Here is a 19,514-nt window from a genome sequence, read left to right on the forward strand (position 1 = left end):
CGGGACGGTACCGTACCGTCCATTTGTTCGACCCTGGGGAGAGACCCATGACCACCGCGCGCGACCTCATCGCAGAAGCGCTCCGGCGCCTGCTCGCCAAAGACATGATCGGCTACGCCGGGCTCTGGGCCGTCGACGGCGTCATCGAGTTCCCGTTCGCCCCGAAGGGCTACCCCGCCCGGCTGAACGGCAGGGCCGCCATCGAGGACTACCTGCGCGGATATCCCGACCTGCTGGACGTGAAGGAGATCACCGAGCAGGTGGTCCACGAGACGGCCGATCCGGCCGTCGCCGTCGCGGAGTTCGAGATCGCGGGGGTGGCGGTGGCCACCGGGAAGCCGTACACGATGCGGTACGTCACGGTCGTCACCGTGCGCGACGGCGAGATCGTGCGCTGCCGCGACTACTGGAGCCCGCTCGCCGCGGCCGAGACGATGGGCGGGCTCGACGCGATGACGGCGGCCTTCACCGGCAGGAGCGCGGGCGCATGAACGTGCTGGTCATCGGCGGCACCGGCACCACCGGCCGCCGGGTCGCCGCCGGGCTGGGCGAACAGGGCGCGGACGTGCGCGTCGCCACGCGGTCACCGGCCGCCGCCGACCACGTACGCTTCGACTGGAACGATCCGGACACCCACCGCCCCGCCGTCGCGGGGGTGGACGGGATCTACCTGATCGCCCCCGCCGGCTCGCTCGACCCGGCGCCGCTGGTGCGGTCGTTCCTGGCCGGCGCGGTGGACGCCGGGGTGCGCCGGGCGGTGTTGCTGAGCTCGTCCGCGCTGCCCGAGGACGCGCCCGGCGTCGGCGCCCTGCCCCGGGTCGTACGGGCGACGGTGCCGGAGTGGGCGATCCTGCGTCCTTCCTGGTTCATGCAGAACTTCACCGGCGACCACCCCGTGGCGCAGGGCATCCGCACGGACGGCGAGATCGTCACCGCGACCGGGGACGGCCGGGTGGGGTTCGTGGACGCCGCCGACATCGCCGCGGTCGCCGTACGGGCGCTGCTGGACGCCGCGCCGCACGACACCGACCACCTGATCACCGGCCCGCAGGCGCTGAGCTACGCCGACGCCGCCGCCGTCATCACCGACGTCACGGGCCTGCCCGTACGGCACCGGCCCGTCGAGGCCGCCGAGATGGCCGAGCGGTTCGCCGCCACCGGCCTGCCCCGCGCGTACGCCGGCATGCTCGCCGCCCTCGACGAGGACATCCGGCACGGCGCGGAGGACCGCGTGACCAGCACCGTTCCCGACGTGACCGGGCGCCGGGCCCGGTCGTTCGCCGAGTTCGTCACCGAGCACCGGGCCGCGTTCACCGCTCCCGGGCGCGCGGACGAGGGGGTCACACACCAGACCCGGGAGGTCGCAGGAGAAGGCACGCGGGCCGGCTCTTCCGGCGCTTCCGTCGCCGGCTGACCGGCGCGGGATGTCGGTGGAGGACCGTAGGCTTCACGTCGTTCGGCTGGCAGGACGAGCAGGAAGGAAGTCACGTGGGGGATTGGTTCCAGACGATCGTGGACGTCGAGGCGTCGCCCGAGGAGGCGGGCGCGCTGGCGGAGGGCGTTCTCAGCTGGCTGGTCTCGTCCGGCGTGGTCGCCGCCGAGCGCACCGACTGCGTTCTCGGCGCCGAGCTCGGCCACGCGTCGGGCCCGCGCGCCGGCGAGGTGGTGGACGCCTCCGGCTGGAGCGGGCCGTGGCAGGGCGGCCTGGAGATCAGCGTCGGCCGCACCGTCTTCGACGCGGGGCAGGGCGACCCGACGGCGGTGACCTGCCCCCACTGCTCGGCGACGGTCGAGCTCATGGACGACGACTTCACGCTCGACCGCCAGGCGTGGGAGCCCTTCCGCGACGTCGTGCACGACTGGGACGAGGGGCGCGACGTCGTCATCCCGTGTCCGTCCTGCGGCCGGGCGGTGGAGCCGACCGGCTGGCGGTGGGCGGACGACTATTTCGCGTTCGGCCACCTGGGCTTCAGGTTCTGGGGCTGGCCGCCGCTCCGCACCGGCTTCGTCGCCGGGATCACCTCCCGGCTGGCCGGCCACCGCGTCGTGTTCCTCGACGGCAAGCTCTGAGCGCCGCAGGATCATCCGAGTTCGGCCATGACGCGCCGCATGTCGGAGACGGCCTGCAGGGTGCCGCGCACGGTCCCGGTCACCTTGGAGCGTCCCGACCTGGGCAGGTAGTCGACCTGTGTCTCGGTGATCCGCCAGCCGGCGGCGGCGGCACGCAGGACCATCTCGCACGGATAGCCGAACCGGCGGTCGGTCAGCCCGAGCGCGAGGAGCCGCTCGCGCCCGGCGGCCCGCATCGGCCCGAGGTCGTGCAGCAGGGCCCCGGTGCGGCGGCGCAGGATGCGGGCGAGGACGGCGTTGCCGAGCCGGGCATGCCAGGGCCAGACCCCCACGGTGCGCGGCCGGCGGGCGCCGAGCGCCAAGTCGGCGTGGCCGGCGGCGACCGGCGCCACCACCGAGGGGAGCTGGCGAGGGTCGAGCGAGGCGTCCGCGTCCATGAAGCAGACGACGTCGGCGGTCGCGGCCAGCAGGCCGGCGTGGCAGGCGGCGCCGAAGCCGCGCCGCGGCTCGTGCACGACGTGGGCGCCGAGCTCGCGGGCGACCTCGGCCGAGCGGTCGGTCGAGCCGTTGTCGACCACGAGCGGGCGACAGCCGGCGGGCATGTGTCCGAGGACCCAGCCGAGCGCGGCCTCCTCGTTCAGGCAGGGCAGGATCACGTCGACCGTCATGACCGGGCGAACTCCTTCATCCCCGCGTCGAAGCCGATCTCGGCACGGAAGCCGAGCTCCAGGCCCGCACGTTCAGGAGAGGCCACGATGTGGCGGACGTCGCCCAGCCGGTAGCCTCCGGTGATCTCCGGGCTCGGTCCGCCCTGCTCGGCGGCCAGCGCGTCCGCCATCTCGCCCACGGTGTGCGGGGCGCCGCTGGCGATGTTGTACGCCCTCAGCGCGCCGGGCCGCGACGGGGCCATGACCGCCGCCAAGTTCGCACGGGCGACGTCGCGCACGTGCACGAAGTCGCGGAGCTGGCGGCCGTCCTCGAACACCTTCGGAGCCCGGCCCGCCGCCAGCTCGGAGCGGAAGATCGCGGCCACTCCCGCGTAGGGGGTGTCGCGGGGCATGCGCGGGCCGTACACGTTGTGGTATCTGAGCGCCACGGCGCTCCCGCCCGTCTCCCTGGCCCAGTTGGCGGCCAGGTGTTCCTGGGCGAGCTTGCTGGTGGCGTAGGCGTTGCGCGGATCGGGTGCGGCGTCCTCGCCGATGGAGGCGCAGCGCACCGGCTCGCCGCACTGCGGGCAGGTCGGCTCGAACCGGCCCCGCTCCAGGTCCTGCACGGTACGCGGCCCCGGCCGGACCCGGCCGTGCCGGACACATTCGTAGTCGCCCTCGCCGTAGATCACCATCGAGGAGGCGAGCACCAGGCGGCCGATCCGGTGCCTGGCCATGGCGGCCAGCAGGACGGCAGTGCCGTACACGTTGACCGAGGCGTAGTCGGGCAGGTCGGAGACGTCCACGCCGAGCCCCACCTTGGCGGCCTGGTGCACGACGACATCGACGCCCGGCAGCAGCGCGTCCAGGACCGCCGCGTCGCGCACGTCGGCGCCGTCGCGCAGGTCCAGGGCGGTGACCTCGTGACCCGCCGCCTCCAGCGTCTCGGCCACGTGCCCGCCGACGAAACCGGCCGAGCCGGTGACCATCACTCTCACTCCGCCGACGCTAGCCCGTGACCCCGGCCGCGCCGAAGAGACGTAAGCGGTTCGTAAGGGCTCTTACGGAGGGCGAACAGCCGGCGCCGCCGGAGTCCGTGAGCGGCCCGGGAATGCGAGGCTGCGGCCTGTGAGACGAAGCCTGCTCCTCGCCTGCGGGGCCCTCGCCGCCCTGGCGGCCGTCCTGCTCAGGATGGTCGCCGGGCCGCCCGGCCTGGGCTGGACCCTGGCGGCCTGGGCGCTGTTCGCGGCCGCCCTGTGGCTGGTCAGGCGGGTGCCGGAGCGGCGGCTCGGCGCGCTGGTCGTCGCCGGCGGGATCTTGCTCGCCGCGACCGGGCTGGCGGCCCCGCCGAGCAGCAGCACCGACTCCTTCCGGTACGCGTGGGACGGCCGGGTGCAGGCCGCGGGCATCTCCCCCTACGACCACCCGCCGGCCGACCCCGCGCTGGCCGGCTTACGCGACGGCTGGCTCTTCCCACCCGCCTGCGACGCCCCCCGCCTGTGGCCCCTGCCCGGCGACGGCTGCACCAGGATCAACCGCCCCGCCGAGCCCACGATCTACCCGCCGGTGGCGCAGGGCTACTTCCTGCTGGTCCACTGGCTGTCGCCGGAGGGCTCCCGGCACAAGGTCCTCCAGCTCGGCGGCTGGGTGATGGCCGTGCTCGCGCTGCTGGCGCTGTGCCGGCTCGCGGGCCCCCGGCGGGCGGCGTGCTGGGCGTGGTGCCCCGCGGTTCCGGTCGAGGCCGTGAACAACGCGCACGTCGACATGCTCGGCGTGCTGCTGGTGGTGCTGGCGTTCGGCGCGGTCGGCGCGGGTCGCTCCCGCGGCGCGCTGCTCGGCGCGGCCGTGGCGGCCAAGCTGCTGCCCGCGACGGCACTCCCCGGCGCCCTGTCCGGCGTGCTGGCGAACGGCGTGGCGTGGCGGCGCGCCCTCGTCACCGTGGTGCCCGCCGTGCTCGTGGTGGCGCTGTCCTACCTGCCCTATGTCCTGGCCTCGGGCGCCGCCGTCCTGGGATACCTGCCGGGCTACCTCAAGGAGGAGCGCTACGACGGAGCCGGCCACGGCAACCGCTACGCCGTCCTGCGGCTGCTCCTCCCGGACTCCTGGGCCCCTTATGCCGCCATCGCGCTGCTCGCCCTGATCGTCCTCCTCGTCCTGCGGTACGGCGACGCCGACCGGCCCTGGCAGGGCGCGCTGCTGGTCAGCGGCTCGCTCCTGCTGCTGTTCACCCCCGGATACTCCTGGTACGCGCTGCTGCTCGTCGCGCTGGTCGCCATGGACGGGCGGAGGGAATGGCTGGGCGCCGCCCTGGCGGGCGCGGTCGCCTACACCGCCGGCCCGACCGACCCCGACAGCCTCGGCGCCCCCTTCTACGCCGCCGCCGCGCTGGCCGTGCTGATCGGCTGGGCCGTACGGAGGCCTCGTCCCGCGGAGGTACGCCCATGAACCCCAGCACCATCTCCGCCAGGTTCACCAGCCGGCTGCGCTCCGAGCAGGTGGCCGCCAAGCTGGGCGTCTGGCTGGGCGTGAGCTTCACCGTCGCGTTCGTCACCGGGCTGTCCAGCCACTTCATGCAGCACCCGCCCGCCTGGCTGCTGTGGCCTTCCCGGCCGGTCAACCTCTACCGGTTCACCCAGGGACTGCACGTCATCGGCGGGATCGCCGCGGTCCCGCTGCTGCTGGCCAAGCTCTGGGCGGTCCACCCGAGCCGCTCCGCCGGCCACGCCGCCGAACGCCTGTGCGTGCTGCTCCTGGTGGCCGGCGCGTTGTTCCAGCTCGTCACCGGGGCACTGAACATCGCCTACCTCTACCCGTACCCGTTCGGCTTCCTCCAGGCGCACCACTGGACGGCGTACGTCGTCTACGGCGCGCTGCTGATCCACGTGGCCGACGAGTGGGCGAAGGTCAGGCGGAACCTGTGGACCCGCGTGGAGAGCCAGGAACGCAGACGCCTGTTGCTCACCGTCGCCGCGGCCGGCGTGACCACCGTCCCCGACGGCTACCGGCTGCTGGTCACGGGCGCCGTCCGCACGCCTGCGTCGCTCGGCTACGCCGACCTGCTACGGCTGCCGCAGCACACCGTACGCCTGCCGATCGCGTGCGTGGAGGGCTGGAGCGTGGAGCGCGAGTGGACCGGCGTACGGCTGCGTGACCTGCTCCTTTCCGCCGGCGCCTCCCTGGACGCCTTCGTCGCCGTCGAGTCCCTGGAGCGGGCGGGAGGGTATCGCAGCAGCGAGGTCCGGCCGCCTCACTGGAGCGATCCGCTGACGCTGCTGGCCCTGCGGACCGCCCTGATGCTGGCGGGGACCCTGGTGCTCGCCACCCTCCCCACCGTGCTGGCGCTGGGCCGTCGGGCCGACAACCCGTCGATCCTCCCGCTGTCGTACGGCGTCAACCTCGTCATCGTCCTCGCAGCCATCGCCCTGCTCGCGGTGGGGGATCGCCTGCTGCCGGCTTCCAGGAAGGACTGAGCACCCTGAGCCATCACCCGTTCCAGATCGTGATCATCGCCAAGGAACCGCTGCCGGGGAGGGTCAAGACGCGCCTCACCCCGCCCTACACCCCGGCCGAGGCCGCCGCCCTCGCCGCGGCCGCGCTCCGCGACAGCGTGCGCGCCGTCGCCGCGGCCCCGGCCACCCAGCGCGTGCTCGCCCTCGACGGGCTGCCGGGCCGCTGGCTGCCCGCCGGGTTCGTGGTGATCCCGCAGCGCGGCGCCGGCCTGGACGAACGCCTGGCGGCGGCCTTCGCCGACGCCCACCTGCTGCGGCCGGACCCCGTCGTGCTGATCGGCATGGACACCCCGCAGGTCACCCCCGCCCTGCTGCGCGAGGCCGGGCAGGCGCTGGAGCGGCACGACGCGGTGTACGGCCCGGCCGCCGACGGCGGCTTCTGGCTGCTCGGCCTGCGGCGGCCGGACCCCGGGCTGCTTTCCGGGGTGCCCATGTCGCATCCGGAGACCGGCAAGCTCCAGCTGGACCGGCTCGAACGCGCCGGGCTGGCCGTGCACCACCTGCCCGAGCTGACCGACGTCGACACCGCGGCGGACGCCGCCGCCGTCGCCGCCGAAGCGCCCGCGTCCTGTTTCGCCGCCGCGCTGAGGGAGCTGAGCCGGTGATCGGGGAACTGTACGCCGACGCCCTGGCGGGCGAGAGCGCCGAGCTCGAATACGTGGACGGCACCCGCGCCACGCTCGAGACCGCCCGCTGGTTCGAGCCGATCGACGGAGACGAGGAGCTCCTCCGCCGCTGCGCCAGCCCCACGCTGGACGTCGGCTCGGGCCCCGGGCGTCTCACGGCGGCGTTGACCCGGCGCGGGATCCGCGCGCTCGGCATCGACATCACACCGCGCGCCGTCGCCCTGACCCGCCGCGCCGGAGGCTTCGCGCTGCTGCGGGACGTCTTCGACGACGTTCCCGGCAGCGGCCGCTATGCGACGGCGTTGCTCGCCGACGGCAACATCGGCATCGGCGGCAACCCCGAGGCGCTGCTGCACAGGGTCAGGCAGCTCCTCCGGCCGGGCGGCACGATCGTGGCCGAGGTCGCGCCGCCCGGGACGCGCAGCCGGGTGGACCGGCTCCGGCTGCGCCGGGGGCCGCTGGCCGGGGAGTGGTTCGGCTGGGCGACCGTTTCCGCCAGCGACATCCGGCGCATCGGGCTGGCCGCCGGCTTCGCGGACGCCGGCTGCTGGACCGCGCACGGCCGCTGGCTGGCACGCCTGCGCTAGGCACGGGTCCTGGCCTGCCTGCCGGCCTCCGTCATGCGGGCGTCGCGGGCCGATCGACCGTCCTGGGCAGCGCGGCCATCAGCGCCACCAGCACGACGGCGACCGGCGCGCCCCAGATGAGCACGTCGGGGATCGCCGCGGCCGTCGACTCCGGGCCGGGGGCGCGGTCGTGGAGCTCCCGGGCGAGCAGGTTCCCCGCGGCTGCCACGCCGGCCGACAGGCCCAGGCCGCGCACCGACACCGTGGCGGAGGTGGTGGCGGCGAGGTCCGCCGGGGTGGCCGCGTTCTGGGCGACGACCACGAGGTTCTGCATCAGCAGGCCGAAGGCGAGCCCCAGCACGCCGATCTCCACGGCGAACAGCGCGTAGCCGGCGCCGGGGCCGAGGTTGCCCAGCAGGACGAACCCGGCCGCCGCGATCGCCGCACCGGCGATCAGGTAGGGCCTGAACCGGCCGCTCGCGCCGATGCAGGCGCCGGCGAGCGACGAGACCGCCATGAAGGTGAGCACGTACGGATTGAGCGCCAGGCCCGCCTGGGTGGCTCCCATGCCGTGCGCCGCCTGCAGATAGGTGGGCAGATAGACGACGGAGCCGCCGAGCAGGGCGCCGAGCAGCGCACCGGCGGGCAGGACGACCCGCAGCGTGCGGTCGGCGAACAACCGCGGCGGGAGCAGCGGATCGGCGGCACGTCGTTCCCGCCACACGAACAGGGCCGCCAGCACGACCACCGCCCCGATCAGCGCGAGGATCACGCCGGAGTCCCACGCGTGCACGCGGCCGCCCCACTCGGCCACCAACAGCAGGCTCACCGTCGCGCCCACGATCAGCGCGGCCCCCGCCAGGTCCACCTTGCCGTCCCCGCCCGCCCTGGGCAGCCGTAGCGCGTACGCGACGAGCGCCATGCTGAGCAGGCCGAGCGGCAGGTTGACGGTGAAGATCCAGCGCCAGCCCGCGGCGTCGGTGATCGCTCCGCCGGCGAGCGGGCCGCCCACGCTGGCCAGGGCGAACACGCCGCCGGTGAAGCCCTGCACGCGGCTGCGCAGCCGCTGCGGGTAGAGCTCGGACAGCACGGTCGTGGGCAACACGAACAGCGCGCCGGCGCCGACGCCCTGCACGGTCCTGGCGGCGATCAGCTGGGGCATCGTCTGCGCCAGGCCGCACAGCACGGAGCCCGCGACGAAGACGGCGATGGCGACGAGCAGGACCGGGCGGCGGCCGTACCGGTCGCTTATCCGGCCGTAGAGCGCGCCGGTCGCCGTCGAGGCCAGCACGTACGACGTGACGACCCAGCCGATCGTGTCCAGGCCGCCCAGGTCGGCGGCGATGTCGGGCAGGGCGATGGCGACCACCGTCTGGTCGAGGACCGACAGCAGCATGCCGAGCAGGAGGCCGGCCGTGGCGAGCGGCACGTTGCTCGTTCTCGATGAGGCGCGGAGCACAGCGGTCAGCCCTTTGCCCGCGCGAAGGGGTCCGGCAGGCCGAAGTCGGCGCCGATCAGGTCCTGGTCGATGACGGCGCCGGCCAGGGTGCCGCCGGCCGCGGCGGCGACGACGGCGGCCAGCGGCACCGGTACGGTGGCCCGCCGGGCCATGTCGCCGGCCGCGTACACGCCGGGCACGCTCGTCCGGGCGAACTCGTCGATCTCGACGCATCCGTCGGCGAACGTCGCGCAGCCGAGGCGGGCGGCAAGCTCGGAGCGCTGCCGCGGCACGTTCACGACGAACACCGCCTCCCTGGCCAGGGGCGGGCCGCCCTCGAAGACGACCCGTCCGAGCTGGTCACCCGTGCCCTCCAGGCGGGCGACGGGCTCGCACCGTACGGTGACGCCGTTCGTCTCCAGCGTGGTCCGCGACGCCGCGTCCAGCGGCTCGCCGCCGGTGCAGAGGGCGACGTCGGCGGCGAAGCGGCTCAGCTGCAGCGCCAGCCGCACCCGGGCCGGCGCCGCGCCGAGCACCGCGACCCGCTTGCCGGCGCACTCGTAGCCGTGGCAGTAGGGGCAGTGGAAGGCGGAGCGGCCCCACAGCGCCTCGACCCCGCGCGGGCCTGGCAGGTCGTCGGCCAGCCCGGTGGCCAGCAGGAGCCGGCGCGCGTCCACCGTGCCGCCGTCCGCCAGGTCCAGGCGGAAGCCGCCGTCCAGCACCGCGGCGTCGGTGACCGTCCCGGCCTCGACCCGCACCGACGGGTACGCGGCGAGGTCGGCGCGGCCGAGTTCCCGCAGCCGGGCGGGCGGCGTGCCGTCGCGGGTCAGGAAGTTGTGCACCTGCCCGGCCCTGGCGTTGCGGCCCTCGCCCGCGTCGACCAGCAGGACCGTACGGCACGTCCTTCCCAGGGTCAGGGCGGCGGCCATGCCGGCAGGACCTGCGCCGGCGATGACGACGTCGATCATGTTGTCCTCCACGTGTCTTGACGTGGAGGAGAGTCTGCAAGTTAATGTCAACATGAAGTCAAGCGAATCCATGCGGATCGGGGAGCTCGCCGAGCGGTTCGGGCTCGCGCCGCACGTGCTGCGCCACTGGGAGGCGATGTCCCTGCTGGCCCCCGCCGCCAGGGTGAACGGCCGCCGCCGCTACACGCAGGAGCACGTCATTCGCGTCATGACGATCATCCGCGCCAAGTCGGCGGGAATGAGCCTGGAGCAGATCAGGGAGATCCTGAACGTCTCCGGCCAGGCCGAGCGCCAGGCGCTCCTCCGGCGGCACCACGAGGAGCTCGAACGCCGGTCGCGGGAGATCGCGGCGTCCAAGACGCTGATCGAGCACCTCATGGAGTGCCGCGCGGACGACTGGACCCGGTGCCCCGACTACCGGCGCATCGTGGAGACCGCGACGCCCGCTCAGGACATGTGCATGATCTGACCCGACCGCTGGCAGCGGCGGACGACCGGCTCCAGGTAGTCGACCAGCGGCCCGCCCAGCTCGGCCGGGGAGCGTACGAGTGCGATCCGGTCGAACTCCGGGTCCTCCTCCGCGGCCTGCAGGGCCGCGAACCGTTCGCGCAGGTACGCCGCCGGCCGGCTCGGCGCGCTGAACAGCACGCCGACGTTCCCGGTGGCTCCGCGCGTGACGAGCCAGAGGCTCAGGTCTTCAGGTGCCGTGTCGACGCCGGTCTCCTCGACCAGCTCGCGCACGGCATGCCTGCCCAGCGCGGCCAGGTCGAGGGGGTCGTCGCCCTGGGGCGGTTCCATGGAGCCGCCGGGCAGCTGCCAGCGGCCGGGCGCGACCGTGACCCGCGACATCCGCCCGACCAGCAGGCGCCCGTCGTCCGCCGGCTGCACGACGGCGACGAAGAGGGACGGCAGCCACGCGGCGCAGCCCATGACCCGGCGCAGGACGTGATGCCGGAACGTCGTGCGTACCCACGAGACCACCAGGCGGTGCGGCCCCTCCCAGCCGAGGCTCGCGCACGCCACCACCGGACCGTCGAAGAGGCTCGGGTTGGCCTGGACCGCCTCCTCCCACAGGCGGTCCATGGCCGCCCGCTCGTCCGGCGACAGCCGGGGCGCGACGGTTTCGACCAGGGAGAGCCGGTGGACGTCCAGGAGCTCGACGCCGGGCGTGCGCGGCAGCGGTCGGGTCATACCTCATGGTCACCCTTGGTGATGACTCCATCACCGGACTTGACCCGACCTTTGTCGCCGGAGCACCCGTCGTGCCGGATAAGACGTAGGGTCCAGATCTGCACCCATTCCCGCCGTGCGCACGCCGGCCCTCGCGAGATGGACGCCGACATGACCGTCACTCCCGCACACCTGCGCGACCTCGCGAGCCGCGCCGAGGCGCTCACCGCCGAGGTCCTGGCGCTCTGCGACCGCGCCGCCCGGCCGGAGCCCGAGCCCCTCACGACCGCGCGGCAGGCCGCGAGCCGGCTGGCGCGGGGCGCGGAAGACCTCCACCGGGCGGCCGCCGACCTGGCCAGGCTCCAGGTCCAGCCGTGCGGCCTGCCGTGGGGCGTCTGCCCGGAGCACGGCAACACCCTGTCCTCCAGGGCCGGTGTCACCACGTGCCGCGTGTGCGGGCGCGCCTGGGACCATGACCGGCTCGGCCGGCCGTGCGAGGAGCCGGTGACCTGGAAGGTGATCGACCGGGCCGGCACGGAGACGCGGATGTGCGACGGGCATGTCTTCGGCGCCCGCGCCGCCGCCGCGGGGGCGACCTTCGCCCGCCTCGACGAGAGCTGAGCCCGCTCGGCGACACGCCACTAAATTGCATGGTTCATTATCTTGTATCGTTCGTGTTTATGGGGATACGGTGGCGGCCATGACCGCACCCAAGACGCCGACGACCGCCGACGAGCTGCGCGGGGCAGGGCTTCGGGTGACGGCGGCCCGCGTCGCGCTGCTGGAGACCGTCAGGCACGGTGACCATCTCGGCGTCGAAGCGATCGCCGCCGGGGTGCGCGAGCGCGTCGGCCACATCTCCCTGCAAGCCGTGTACGAAGCCCTTCACGCGCTCACCGCCGCGGGCCTCGTACGCCGCATCGAGCCGGCCGGCAGCGCCGCCCTGTTCGAGGGGCGGGTCGGGGACAACCACCACCACGTCGTGTGCCGGTCGTGCGGTGCCGTCGCCGACGTCGACTGCGCGGTCGGTCACGCACCCTGCCTGGCCGCGTCGGACGACCACGGTTTCTCCATCGACGAGGCCGAGGTCATCTACTGGGGCCTGTGCCCCGGCTGTTCCACCAGTCGCAGTTCCTGAGTACCAGGAAGCCCGATATCGGAAGGAATCCATGTCCGAGAACCACGAAGCAATCGTCACTGACCCCAAAACCGAGGGCGAGGGCGGCTGCCCGGTGGCGCACGAGCGCGCGCTGCACCCGACGCAGGGCGGCGGAAACCGCCAGTGGTGGCCTGAGCGCCTCAACCTGAAGATCCTCGCCAAGAACCCGGCCGTGGCCAACCCGCTCGGCGCGGAGTTCGACTACGCCGAGGCGTTCAAGAGCCTCGACCTCGCGGCCGTGAAGCGCGACATCGCGGAGGTGCTGACCACCTCGCAGGACTGGTGGCCGGCCGACTTCGGCCACTACGGCCCGTTCATCATCCGGATGGCGTGGCACAGCGCGGGCACCTACCGGATCAGCGACGGCCGCGGCGGCGCCGGCTCCGGCCAGCAGCGTTTCGCCCCCCTCAACAGCTGGCCGGACAACGCCAACCTCGACAAGGCCCGCCGCCTGCTGTGGCCGGTCAAGAAGAAGTACGGCAAGAACCTCTCGTGGGCCGACCTCCTGGTCCTGTCCGGCAACGTCGCCCTGGAGTCGATGGGCTTCAAGACCTTCGGCTTCGCCGGCGGCCGCGAGGACGTGTGGGAGCCGGAGGAGGACGTCTACTGGGGTCCCGAGTCCACCTGGCTCGGCGACGAGCGCTACACCGGCGACCGCGAGCTGGAGAACCCGCTCGGCGCGGTGCAGATGGGCCTCATCTACGTCAACCCGGAGGGCCCGAACGGCAACCCCGACCCGCTCGCCGCGGCCCGCGACATCCGCGAGACGTTCCGCCGCATGGCGATGAACGACGAGGAGACGGTCGCCCTGATCGCGGGCGGTCACACCTTCGGCAAGACCCACGGCGCGGGCCCGTCCGACCACGTCGGCCCCGACCCCGAGGCCGCCGGCTTCGAGGAGCAGGGCCTCGGCTGGCGCAACACCTTCGGCACCGGCAAGGGCGGCGACACCATCACCAGCGGCCTCGAAGGCATCTGGACCAACACCCCGACCGCCTGGGACAACAGCTTCTTCGAGATCCTCTTCGGCTACGAGTGGGAGCTGTTCAAGAGCCCGGCGGGCGCCCACCAGTGGCGGCCGAAGGACGGCGCCGGCGCCGGCACCGTGCCGGACGCCCACGACCCGTCGAAGCGTCACGCCCCGACCATGCTGACCACCGACCTGTCGCTGCGGGTCGACCCGGTCTACGAGCCGATCTCGCGGCGCTTCCTCGAGAACCCCGACGCGTTCGCGGACGCGTTCGCCAGGGCGTGGTTCAAGCTGACCCACCGCGACATGGGCCCGGTCGAGCGCTACCTCGGCCCGGAGGTCCCGTCCGAGACGCTGCTGTGGCAGGACCCGCTGCCGGCGAGGACGTACGAGCTGATCGACGCGGCGGACATCGCCGAGCTCAAGGGCAAGATCCTCGCCTCGGGCCTGTCGGTGTCGCAGCTCGTGTCCACGGCGTGGGCTTCGGCCTCGTCGTTCCGCGGCAGCGACAAGCGCGGCGGCGCCAACGGCGCCCGCATCCGCCTCGAGCCGCAGAACGGGTGGGAGGTCAACGACCCCGACGAGCTGGCGCTGGCGTTGCGCTCGCTGGAGGGGGTCCAGCAGGCCTTCAACTCCGCCCAGACCGGCGGCAAGCAGGTCTCGCTGGCCGACCTGATCGTGCTCGGCGGGTGCGCGGCCGTCGAGAAGGCCGCCAAGGACGCCGGCTTCGACGTCCAGGTGCCCTTCACGCCGGGCCGCGTGGACGCCTCGCAGGAGCAGACCGACGTGGAGTCGTTCGCGGCGATGGAGCTCACCGCCGACGGCTTCCGCAACTACGTCGGGAAGGGCCACCGGCTGCCCGCCGAGTTCCTGCTGCTCGACCGGGCCAACCTGCTGACCCTGAGCGCGCCCGAGATGACCGTGCTCGTCGGCGGCCTGCGCGTCCTGGGCGCGAACCACGGGCAGTCGCCGCTCGGCGTCCTCACCGAGACGCCGGGGAAGCTCACCAACGACTTCTTCGTCAACCTGCTCGACCTGGGCACGACGTGGAAGTCGACGTCGCAGGACCAGACCACGTTCGAGGGCCGCGACAGCGCCACGGGCGAGGTCAAGTGGACCGGCACCCGGGCCGACCTCGTCTTCGGCTCGAACTCCGAGCTGCGCGCGCTCGCGGAGGTCTACGCGAGTGACGACGCGAGCGAGAAGTTCGTGACCGACTTCGTCGCGGCGTGGGACAAGGTGATGAACCTCGACCGGTTCGGCCTGCGCTGATCAGACGGCGTCCAGGCCGGCCGGCGCGGGCCGGCCTGGACATCCTCAGGCGTCCAGCACCGCCTGAAGAGGAAACAATCAGGTGTCCAGCACCGCCTGGAGGAAGTCCCGCGTGCGCTGCTGCTCCGGCTCGTTGAAGATCTGCTCCGGAGGCCCGTCCTCGACGATCTGCCCCTGGTCGAACATGAGGACCCGGTGGGAGATGTCCCTGGCGAAGTTCATCTCGTGGGTGACGCACAGCAGGGTCAGGTTGCTCGAACGCGCGATGTCACGCAGCAGGCACTGCACGCCGGAGACGAGCTCGGGGTCGAGCGCCGAGGTGACCTCGTCGAGCAGCAGCACTTCCGGCTCCATCGCGAGCGCCCGAGCGATGGCGACCCGCTGCTGCTGGCCTCCCGACAGCTGCGACGGATGCGCGAGCGCCTTATCGGACAGCTCCACCATCTCCAGCAGCTCGCGGGCCTTCTCCTCCGCCTGCTCGCGCGGGACGCCGAGGGCCCGCACCGGCGCCTCGGTGATGTTGCGCAGCACGTTCATGTTGGGGAACAGGTTGAACTGCTGGAACACCATGCCGATCTTCTTGCGGACCTGACGCAGGTGCTTCTCGTCGGCGGGCACCACGCGGTCGCCGCGTTTCATGTGGGACAGGCACTGGCCGTCGACCTCGATGGTGCCGGAGGTGACCCGTTCGAGGGTCATCAGCAGGCGCAGGATCGTCGTCTTGCCCGACCCGCTCGGCCCGATCAGGGTGACGCGTTCGGCGGGTTTGACGTGGAAGTCGAGCTCGCGCAGCACCGTCACGTCGCCGAACCGTTTGACGACCTTGTCGAACTGGATCATCCACTGCTGGTCGTCGCCCACATGTGGATCTTTCTCGGACTGCGTATCAGGTATCAAGACGGCGCTCCATACGACGGACGAGCATCGACGCCGGGATTGCGATGAGCAGGAAGAACAGCCCGGCGATGGTCATCGGCTCCAGGTAGCGGAAACTCTCGGAGCCGACACCGCGGGCGAGCCCGACGACGTCGACGACAGTGATCACGGACAGCTGCGGCGACTCCTTGAAGATCGCCACGACGTAGTTGCCCAGGGCGGGCAGCGCCCGGCGTACGGCCTGCGGGAGGACGATGCTGATCCAGGTGTAGGGGCGGGGCATGTTGAGGGCGATCGCCGCCTCCCACTGCCCCTTCGGCACACCGTCGATGCCCGCACGGTAGACCTCCGAGGTGTAGGCGGCGTAGTGCACGCCAAGCCCGATGATGCCCGTCGTCAGCGCGGTCATCTTGAACCCGAAGTCCGGCAGCACGTAGTAGAGCACGAACAGCTGCACCAGCAGCGGCGTGCTGCGGATGAACTCCATGACCGCGCCCACCGGCCGGCTGATGTACGCCCTGCGCGAGCGGCGCAGCAGCGCCACGAACAACCCCAGCACGAACGCGAGCACCGCGCCGCCGAGCGTCGCCTGCACGGTGACCAGCAGTCCCTGCGTGAGCAGCTGGGGAAGGATCTCCAGCGTCCAGTCCCAGTCCCAGATCATCGGGCCGCCTCCACTGCCGCCGTGGCCCGCCGCCGCCGCGGCGTGCCCCGGCCCACCATGCGGGCGGCCCGCCGCTCGACGAACCTCATCACCAGCGTGATCGCGTACGAGAACAGGAAATAGATCACCAGCATCAGCGCGAACACGATCAGCTGGTCGCTGCCGGAGTTGACGAGCAGCCGGCCCTCGTAGGCCAGATCGGCCACGGTGATGACGGACAGCAGCGACGTCGCCTTGAGCAGCTCGATGAGCAGGTTGTTCATCGGCGGGATCATCTCGACGAACGCCTGCGGCAGGATGACGTAGCGCATCCGCTGCAACGGCGAGAAGTTCAGCGCGATCGCGGCCTCACGCTGGCTGGGCGGCACGGCCTGCAGCGCGCCGCGCACCACCTCCGAGCCGTAGGCGCCGAGGTTGAGACCGAGCGCCAGCACGCCGGCGAAAACCTTGTCCAGCTGGTAGCCCGTGAGGATGGGCATCGCGTAGAAGAGCCAGAACAGCTGGACGAGGACCGACGTGCCGCGGAAGAACTCCATGTAGACGCGGGCGACGCCTCGTACCGTCCGCAGCGGCGAGGACGCCATCAGCCCCACGATCAGCGCGATGACGATGGCGAGCGCGGCGCCGCCCGCCGCGCTCTGCAACGTGACCGCGGCCCCCTGGCACAGGAAGGGCATCGTCTCGCCGAAGACGCCTGGCAGGTCCCCGCTGCACGGGTTGACAGTCATCATGCTCGCGTCAGGAACCCGCGCAGAGCTGCTGGGCGGTGAGCTTGGCGGCGTTGTCGACCTCGGTCTTGGTGAAGCCGAACTTCTCGATGAGCGGCAGCACGCCGTTCGAGTCCTGCAGCTTCTTCAGCTCGGCGTTGAACGCCTCGATGAGCCCGGTGTCCTCCTTGCGGAAGCCGAACCCGCCCGCGCCGACCTGCTCCTTGCCGTCGACGACCGGCACGAACGACTCGGTCACCTCCAGCGGCTCGTCCGCGTACTGCTGCTGGAGCGTCCAGCGCAGCGAGACGGCGGTGAGCGCGATGGCGTCCACCCGGCCGGCGAGGATGCCCTTGAAGGCCGCGTTCTGGTTGGGGAAGACCTGGATCTGGCCGCCCTCCACGCCACCGGCCTCCGCGTAGCCCTTCTCGACGGCGCCTTCGAGCACGCCGACCTTGGCGCCGCCCCTCGCGATCTCCTCGAAGCTGGTGATCTTCTTCGGGTTGCCCTTGGCCACCAGGAACGCGGTCGTGCCGGCGTAGTCGGGGTTGGAGAAAGCGATCTGCGAGCACCGCTCGGGGGTGATGAACATGCCGGCGGCGATGAAGTCGTACTGCTTCGACTGCAACCCGGGGATCAGGGAGCCGAAGGAGTCGACGATCTGCGCTTCCATGTTGTCCACGCCGAGCGCCTTGAAGATCACGCGGGCCACCTCTGGGGCCTCGCCGGTCAGGTTGCCGTCCTTGTCGCGGTAGCCGTACGGCTGCTCGTTGGCGATGCCGACCTTGATGGTGCCCGTCTGCTTGAAGCGGGCGAGGGGGTCAGCGCTCTGTGAGGCGCTGGTGGTGCCGCCGTCGTCGACGCGGCTGCAACCGGCGATGAGGGCGGGGCCGCCGACGAGGGCCGCCGCAGCGAGTCCCGAGCTTCTCAAAAAATCCCGACGCGTCCAACGGTTGGCCGTCACGCTTTACTCCCGTTCGTGCCGTTGTCGTTACTATGCTCATCCGAACGGATCATCAACCGCCGTTCGGTTTCCTCTGCGAAAGGGGAAGGCCCGGAGGTACCGTGGCCTCGCGATGCGCTCCGCCGCTTCGGCGCCGCTCGTAGACACCCGGCCCCGCGCACGCGGGCAGGGCCTCCATGCGTACGTCGAACCGGCGATGCGTTTCGCCAACATGGGCCCCGAACCTAGCGGACGGACCTGTGTGCTCCTCCGAACCGGCTTCGGTCCGCGATGTTTGAGGCCCCGGTTTAGCCGGGTAGGGAAAATGGCTTGTCCTTTTTCCGAGTCGTCCGGTGGGTTAAACGTCGCGCCAAGGTTAGCAACTACCCCGCCTGAGCTGGGAAAACGTCGTCGGCCCCGCGATCTCTCCGGCTTTCCGAAACGCTTGCGGAGCCGTCACGGGAAGATCTCGAACCGAGCACAGGGTCCCGCGTCCAGGGGATAAATATGTGATTCGTGTTACGTGACATTGATGTCAACCTGTGACCTGGGTAAACCCATCCGTCCCACCGGCACCACCTGCGCGCGCAGGGCCGGACACTTCGGCAAAGTCCCAGCTCAAGCAAGGAGAACTTGGCACACTTGGACTGGATAACACCCCTTGATATCAGATAATCTGATTCCATGAAGGTGATGACCGCCACCGAAGCCTCCCGGAGCTTCGCCGCCGTCCTTGACCAGGCCGAACACGGGGAGACAATAGTGGTGACCCGCGGAGGGAAGCACATTGCCGTGATCGGCCCCGCGCCTGTCGCACCAGGGCGCATGGTCAAGGCGTTTCTGGCCAGAAGCGCGGGGACACTCGACGATGATTTCGAGGCCGATGTAGCGGCGGCCCGCGAGACGGTCGATGACGAGATGAGAAACACATGGCCCGACGCCTGATCTTGGACACAGGTGTGCTCATCGCCGCAGAGCGCGGCAGGGCGTCCATAGTCTCAGTGATCGACGATGCCGATGATGTGGCGATCGCGGCGTTCACTGTGGCCGAACTGCTGGGCGGTGTGGAACTGGCCGATGCTGCCCGACGGCCCGACCGGCAGACCTTCGTGGACAACGTTCTGGCGTTGATTCCCGTCGAGGAATACACGACCAACGTCGCCAGAGTCCATGCACGTCTCATGGCGCATGCTCGACGAGAAGGCAAGCCTCGTGGAGCGTACGATCTGCTGATCGCCGCGACAGCTGCGGCCACGGCGAGAACAGTGATCACGATGGACGCTTCCGCCGCGTTCGATGATCTGCCGGGCGTCCGCGCTCAGGTGGTTCCCCGCTAAGAGCCGGTCGTCATCCCCGGCGAGGGCTTCACGAGCAGCGTCACCGCCGCCGCGAGCAGCGGGATCGCGACGGTCAGCAGGCCGATCGACGTCCACGGGGTCCCGAACGACACCCGCGGCAGCGCATCCCAGCTGGGCGAGGCCGTGAAGGGCCAGGCCAGCAGCAGGCCGATCGCGCACCCTGCCGACGCACCCGTCACGGTGCCGCAGGCCGCGGCCAAGGCAGCCCGGCACGCGATGAGACCGCGTACGGCGAAGCCGGAGCCGCCGCCCACCCGGCGCAGCAGCAGGTGCGAGCGGTTCGACCGGATGGTGGCCACCAGCGCGCCGGCGAGGGCGATGAGCGCCATCGTCCCGGCGACGTACAACCAGCGGGACGAGGCCTGATACCCCTGCTCCAGGTACACCTCGGCGCTGTCGCCCAGCCGGTCCTGGAGCCGGTCGCGGTCGGCTTCCGAGACCCGATGCAGGGAAGGATCGACGATCAGCGCCTCCGTGTCGAGTTGCAGGCCCAGCTCCCGCACGACCTTCGCGGGAATGAAGACGGCCTCGACCTCGGGAGTCGCGGGTCCGGCGCTGATCGCGGGCACGG

23 protein-coding genes are annotated in these 19,514 nt (G+C 71.9%); 13 read left to right on the plus strand and 10 right to left on the minus strand.

The features are described from left to right. The first annotated feature begins 47 nt into the window (after positions 1-47). The 3 genes from ACZ6SA_RS40800 (at position 48) to ACZ6SA_RS40810 (ending at position 2,070) form a co-directional block, all read left to right on the plus strand. Positions 48-491 carry a nuclear transport factor 2 family protein gene (locus ACZ6SA_RS40800; protein ID WP_465834316.1) on the plus strand — a complete coding sequence of 148 codons (444 nt, stop codon included), beginning with the start codon at positions 48-50 and terminating at the stop codon, positions 489-491. Then, positions 488-1,414: an NAD(P)H-binding protein gene (locus ACZ6SA_RS40805; protein ID WP_347645898.1), complete on the plus strand. Its 927-nt coding sequence runs from the start codon at positions 488-490 to the stop codon at positions 1,412-1,414. The genes ACZ6SA_RS40800 and ACZ6SA_RS40805 overlap by 4 nt, the downstream gene beginning before the upstream one ends. A gap of 74 nt (positions 1,415-1,488) precedes the next feature. Beyond that, complete coding sequence (locus ACZ6SA_RS40810; protein ID WP_347645897.1) at positions 1,489-2,070, plus strand: hypothetical protein; 582 nt, start codon at positions 1,489-1,491, stop codon at positions 2,068-2,070. 11 nt (positions 2,071-2,081) lie between these two features. On the opposite strand, the gene ACZ6SA_RS40815 is transcribed toward ACZ6SA_RS40810, so the two are convergent. Then, entirely contained in the window at positions 2,082-2,738 is a 657-nt protein-coding gene (locus ACZ6SA_RS40815; protein WP_347645896.1) for a glycosyltransferase family 2 protein, read from the minus strand. Continuing rightward, positions 2,735-3,706 carry an NAD-dependent epimerase/dehydratase family protein gene (locus ACZ6SA_RS40820; protein WP_465834389.1) on the minus strand — a complete coding sequence of 324 codons (972 nt, stop codon included), beginning with the start codon at positions 3,704-3,706 and terminating at the stop codon, positions 2,735-2,737. The genes ACZ6SA_RS40815 and ACZ6SA_RS40820 overlap by 4 nt, the downstream gene beginning before the upstream one ends. 139 nt (positions 3,707-3,845) lie before the next feature. On the opposite strand from ACZ6SA_RS40820, the gene ACZ6SA_RS40825 reads away from it, so the two are divergent. Genes ACZ6SA_RS40825 through ACZ6SA_RS40840 form a run of 4 tightly spaced genes read left to right on the plus strand, consistent with a single transcriptional unit; the run spans position 3,846 to position 7,439 of the window. Next, complete coding sequence (locus ACZ6SA_RS40825) at positions 3,846-5,162, plus strand: glycosyltransferase 87 family protein (protein ID WP_465834319.1); 1,317 nt, start codon at positions 3,846-3,848, stop codon at positions 5,160-5,162. Then, positions 5,159-6,187 carry a molybdopterin-dependent oxidoreductase gene (locus ACZ6SA_RS40830; RefSeq protein WP_465834321.1) on the plus strand — a complete coding sequence of 343 codons (1,029 nt, stop codon included), beginning with the start codon at positions 5,159-5,161 and terminating at the stop codon, positions 6,185-6,187. Before ACZ6SA_RS40825 ends, ACZ6SA_RS40830 begins: the two co-directional genes overlap by 4 nt. Positions 6,188-6,216: 29 nt before the next feature. Next, positions 6,217-6,831 (plus strand): TIGR04282 family arsenosugar biosynthesis glycosyltransferase, encoded by a 615-nt coding sequence (locus ACZ6SA_RS40835; RefSeq protein ID WP_465834323.1) that lies wholly within the window; start codon positions 6,217-6,219, stop codon positions 6,829-6,831. After that, on the plus strand, positions 6,828-7,439 hold the full coding sequence (locus ACZ6SA_RS40840) for a class I SAM-dependent methyltransferase (RefSeq protein ID WP_347645891.1): 612 nt from the start codon (positions 6,828-6,830) through the stop codon (positions 7,437-7,439). Before ACZ6SA_RS40835 ends, ACZ6SA_RS40840 begins: the two co-directional genes overlap by 4 nt. A gap of 31 nt (positions 7,440-7,470) precedes the next feature. On the opposite strand, the gene ACZ6SA_RS40845 is transcribed toward ACZ6SA_RS40840, so the two are convergent. Both ACZ6SA_RS40845 and ACZ6SA_RS40850 read right to left on the minus strand, forming a co-directional pair. After that, positions 7,471-8,847 (minus strand): MFS transporter, encoded by a 1,377-nt coding sequence (locus tag ACZ6SA_RS40845; RefSeq protein WP_465834325.1) that lies wholly within the window; start codon positions 8,845-8,847, stop codon positions 7,471-7,473. 35 nt (positions 8,848-8,882) lie between these two features. After that, positions 8,883-9,824, minus strand: a complete 942-nt coding sequence (locus tag ACZ6SA_RS40850) for an NAD(P)/FAD-dependent oxidoreductase (RefSeq protein WP_465834327.1) — start codon at positions 9,822-9,824, stop codon at positions 8,883-8,885. A gap of 52 nt (positions 9,825-9,876) precedes the next feature. On the opposite strand from ACZ6SA_RS40850, the gene ACZ6SA_RS40855 reads away from it, so the two are divergent. Then, a complete protein-coding gene (locus ACZ6SA_RS40855; protein ID WP_347645888.1) occupies positions 9,877-10,293 on the plus strand; it encodes a helix-turn-helix domain-containing protein in 417 nt (138 codons plus the stop codon). Here ACZ6SA_RS40855 and ACZ6SA_RS40860 read toward each other — a convergent pair. Continuing rightward, positions 10,272-11,015, minus strand: coding sequence for an NUDIX hydrolase (locus ACZ6SA_RS40860; RefSeq protein WP_465834330.1), 744 nt, complete (start codon positions 11,013-11,015; stop codon positions 10,272-10,274). The two genes, ACZ6SA_RS40855 and ACZ6SA_RS40860, sit on opposite strands and share 22 nt — an antisense overlap. A 150-nt stretch (positions 11,016-11,165) precedes the next feature. On the opposite strand from ACZ6SA_RS40860, the gene ACZ6SA_RS40865 reads away from it, so the two are divergent. The 3 genes from ACZ6SA_RS40865 (at position 11,166) to katG (ending at position 14,395) form a co-directional block, all read left to right on the plus strand. Then, positions 11,166-11,615, plus strand: a complete 450-nt coding sequence (locus ACZ6SA_RS40865; RefSeq protein WP_347645886.1) for a hypothetical protein — start codon at positions 11,166-11,168, stop codon at positions 11,613-11,615. A 79-nt stretch (positions 11,616-11,694) separates the two neighbouring features. After that, positions 11,695-12,132, plus strand: a complete 438-nt coding sequence (locus tag ACZ6SA_RS40870; RefSeq protein WP_347617628.1) for a Fur family transcriptional regulator — start codon at positions 11,695-11,697, stop codon at positions 12,130-12,132. Positions 12,133-12,163: 31 nt separating this feature from the next. Continuing rightward, entirely contained in the window at positions 12,164-14,395 is a 2,232-nt protein-coding gene (gene katG, locus ACZ6SA_RS40875; RefSeq protein WP_465834333.1) for a catalase/peroxidase HPI, read from the plus strand. A 78-nt stretch (positions 14,396-14,473) separates the two neighbouring features. Here the strand turns inward: katG and ehuA are convergent, their stop codons facing one another. From ehuA to ehuB, 4 genes are read right to left on the minus strand one after another with little or no spacing between them, the layout of a single operon-like run. After that, a complete protein-coding gene (ehuA, locus tag ACZ6SA_RS40880) occupies positions 14,474-15,235 on the minus strand; it encodes an ectoine/hydroxyectoine ABC transporter ATP-binding protein EhuA (RefSeq protein ID WP_347646176.1) in 762 nt (253 codons plus the stop codon). 46 nt (positions 15,236-15,281) lie between these two features. After that, the gene (gene ehuD / locus ACZ6SA_RS40885) at positions 15,282-15,935 is read right to left on the minus strand and encodes an ectoine/hydroxyectoine ABC transporter permease subunit EhuD (protein WP_443154451.1); all 654 of its coding nucleotides are present in this window, start codon (positions 15,933-15,935) and stop codon (positions 15,282-15,284) included. Further along, positions 15,932-16,666: an ectoine/hydroxyectoine ABC transporter permease subunit EhuC gene (gene ehuC, locus ACZ6SA_RS40890; protein ID WP_347645883.1), complete on the minus strand. Its 735-nt coding sequence runs from the start codon at positions 16,664-16,666 to the stop codon at positions 15,932-15,934. The genes ehuD and ehuC overlap by 4 nt, the downstream gene beginning before the upstream one ends. 7 nt (positions 16,667-16,673) lie before the next feature. After that, positions 16,674-17,606: an ectoine/hydroxyectoine ABC transporter substrate-binding protein EhuB gene (ehuB, locus tag ACZ6SA_RS40895; protein WP_465834336.1), complete on the minus strand. Its 933-nt coding sequence runs from the start codon at positions 17,604-17,606 to the stop codon at positions 16,674-16,676. A 663-nt stretch (positions 17,607-18,269) separates the two neighbouring features. Between ehuB and ACZ6SA_RS40900 the strand changes: the two genes are divergently transcribed. Both ACZ6SA_RS40900 and ACZ6SA_RS40905 read left to right on the plus strand, forming a co-directional pair. Then, positions 18,270-18,530 carry a type II toxin-antitoxin system Phd/YefM family antitoxin gene (locus ACZ6SA_RS40900; RefSeq protein WP_465834338.1) on the plus strand — a complete coding sequence of 87 codons (261 nt, stop codon included), beginning with the start codon at positions 18,270-18,272 and terminating at the stop codon, positions 18,528-18,530. Continuing rightward, positions 18,515-18,922, plus strand: coding sequence for a PIN domain-containing protein (locus ACZ6SA_RS40905; protein ID WP_465834340.1), 408 nt, complete (start codon positions 18,515-18,517; stop codon positions 18,920-18,922). The genes ACZ6SA_RS40900 and ACZ6SA_RS40905 overlap by 16 nt, the downstream gene beginning before the upstream one ends. On the opposite strand, the gene ACZ6SA_RS40910 is transcribed toward ACZ6SA_RS40905, so the two are convergent. Continuing rightward, complete coding sequence (locus ACZ6SA_RS40910; protein ID WP_465834342.1) at positions 18,919-19,512, minus strand: hypothetical protein; 594 nt, start codon at positions 19,510-19,512, stop codon at positions 18,919-18,921. The genes ACZ6SA_RS40905 and ACZ6SA_RS40910 overlap by 4 nt on opposite strands. Positions 19,513-19,514 lie beyond the last annotated feature (2 nt).

The sequence above is a fragment of the Nonomuraea sp. NPDC049378 genome, assembly GCF_055586745.1.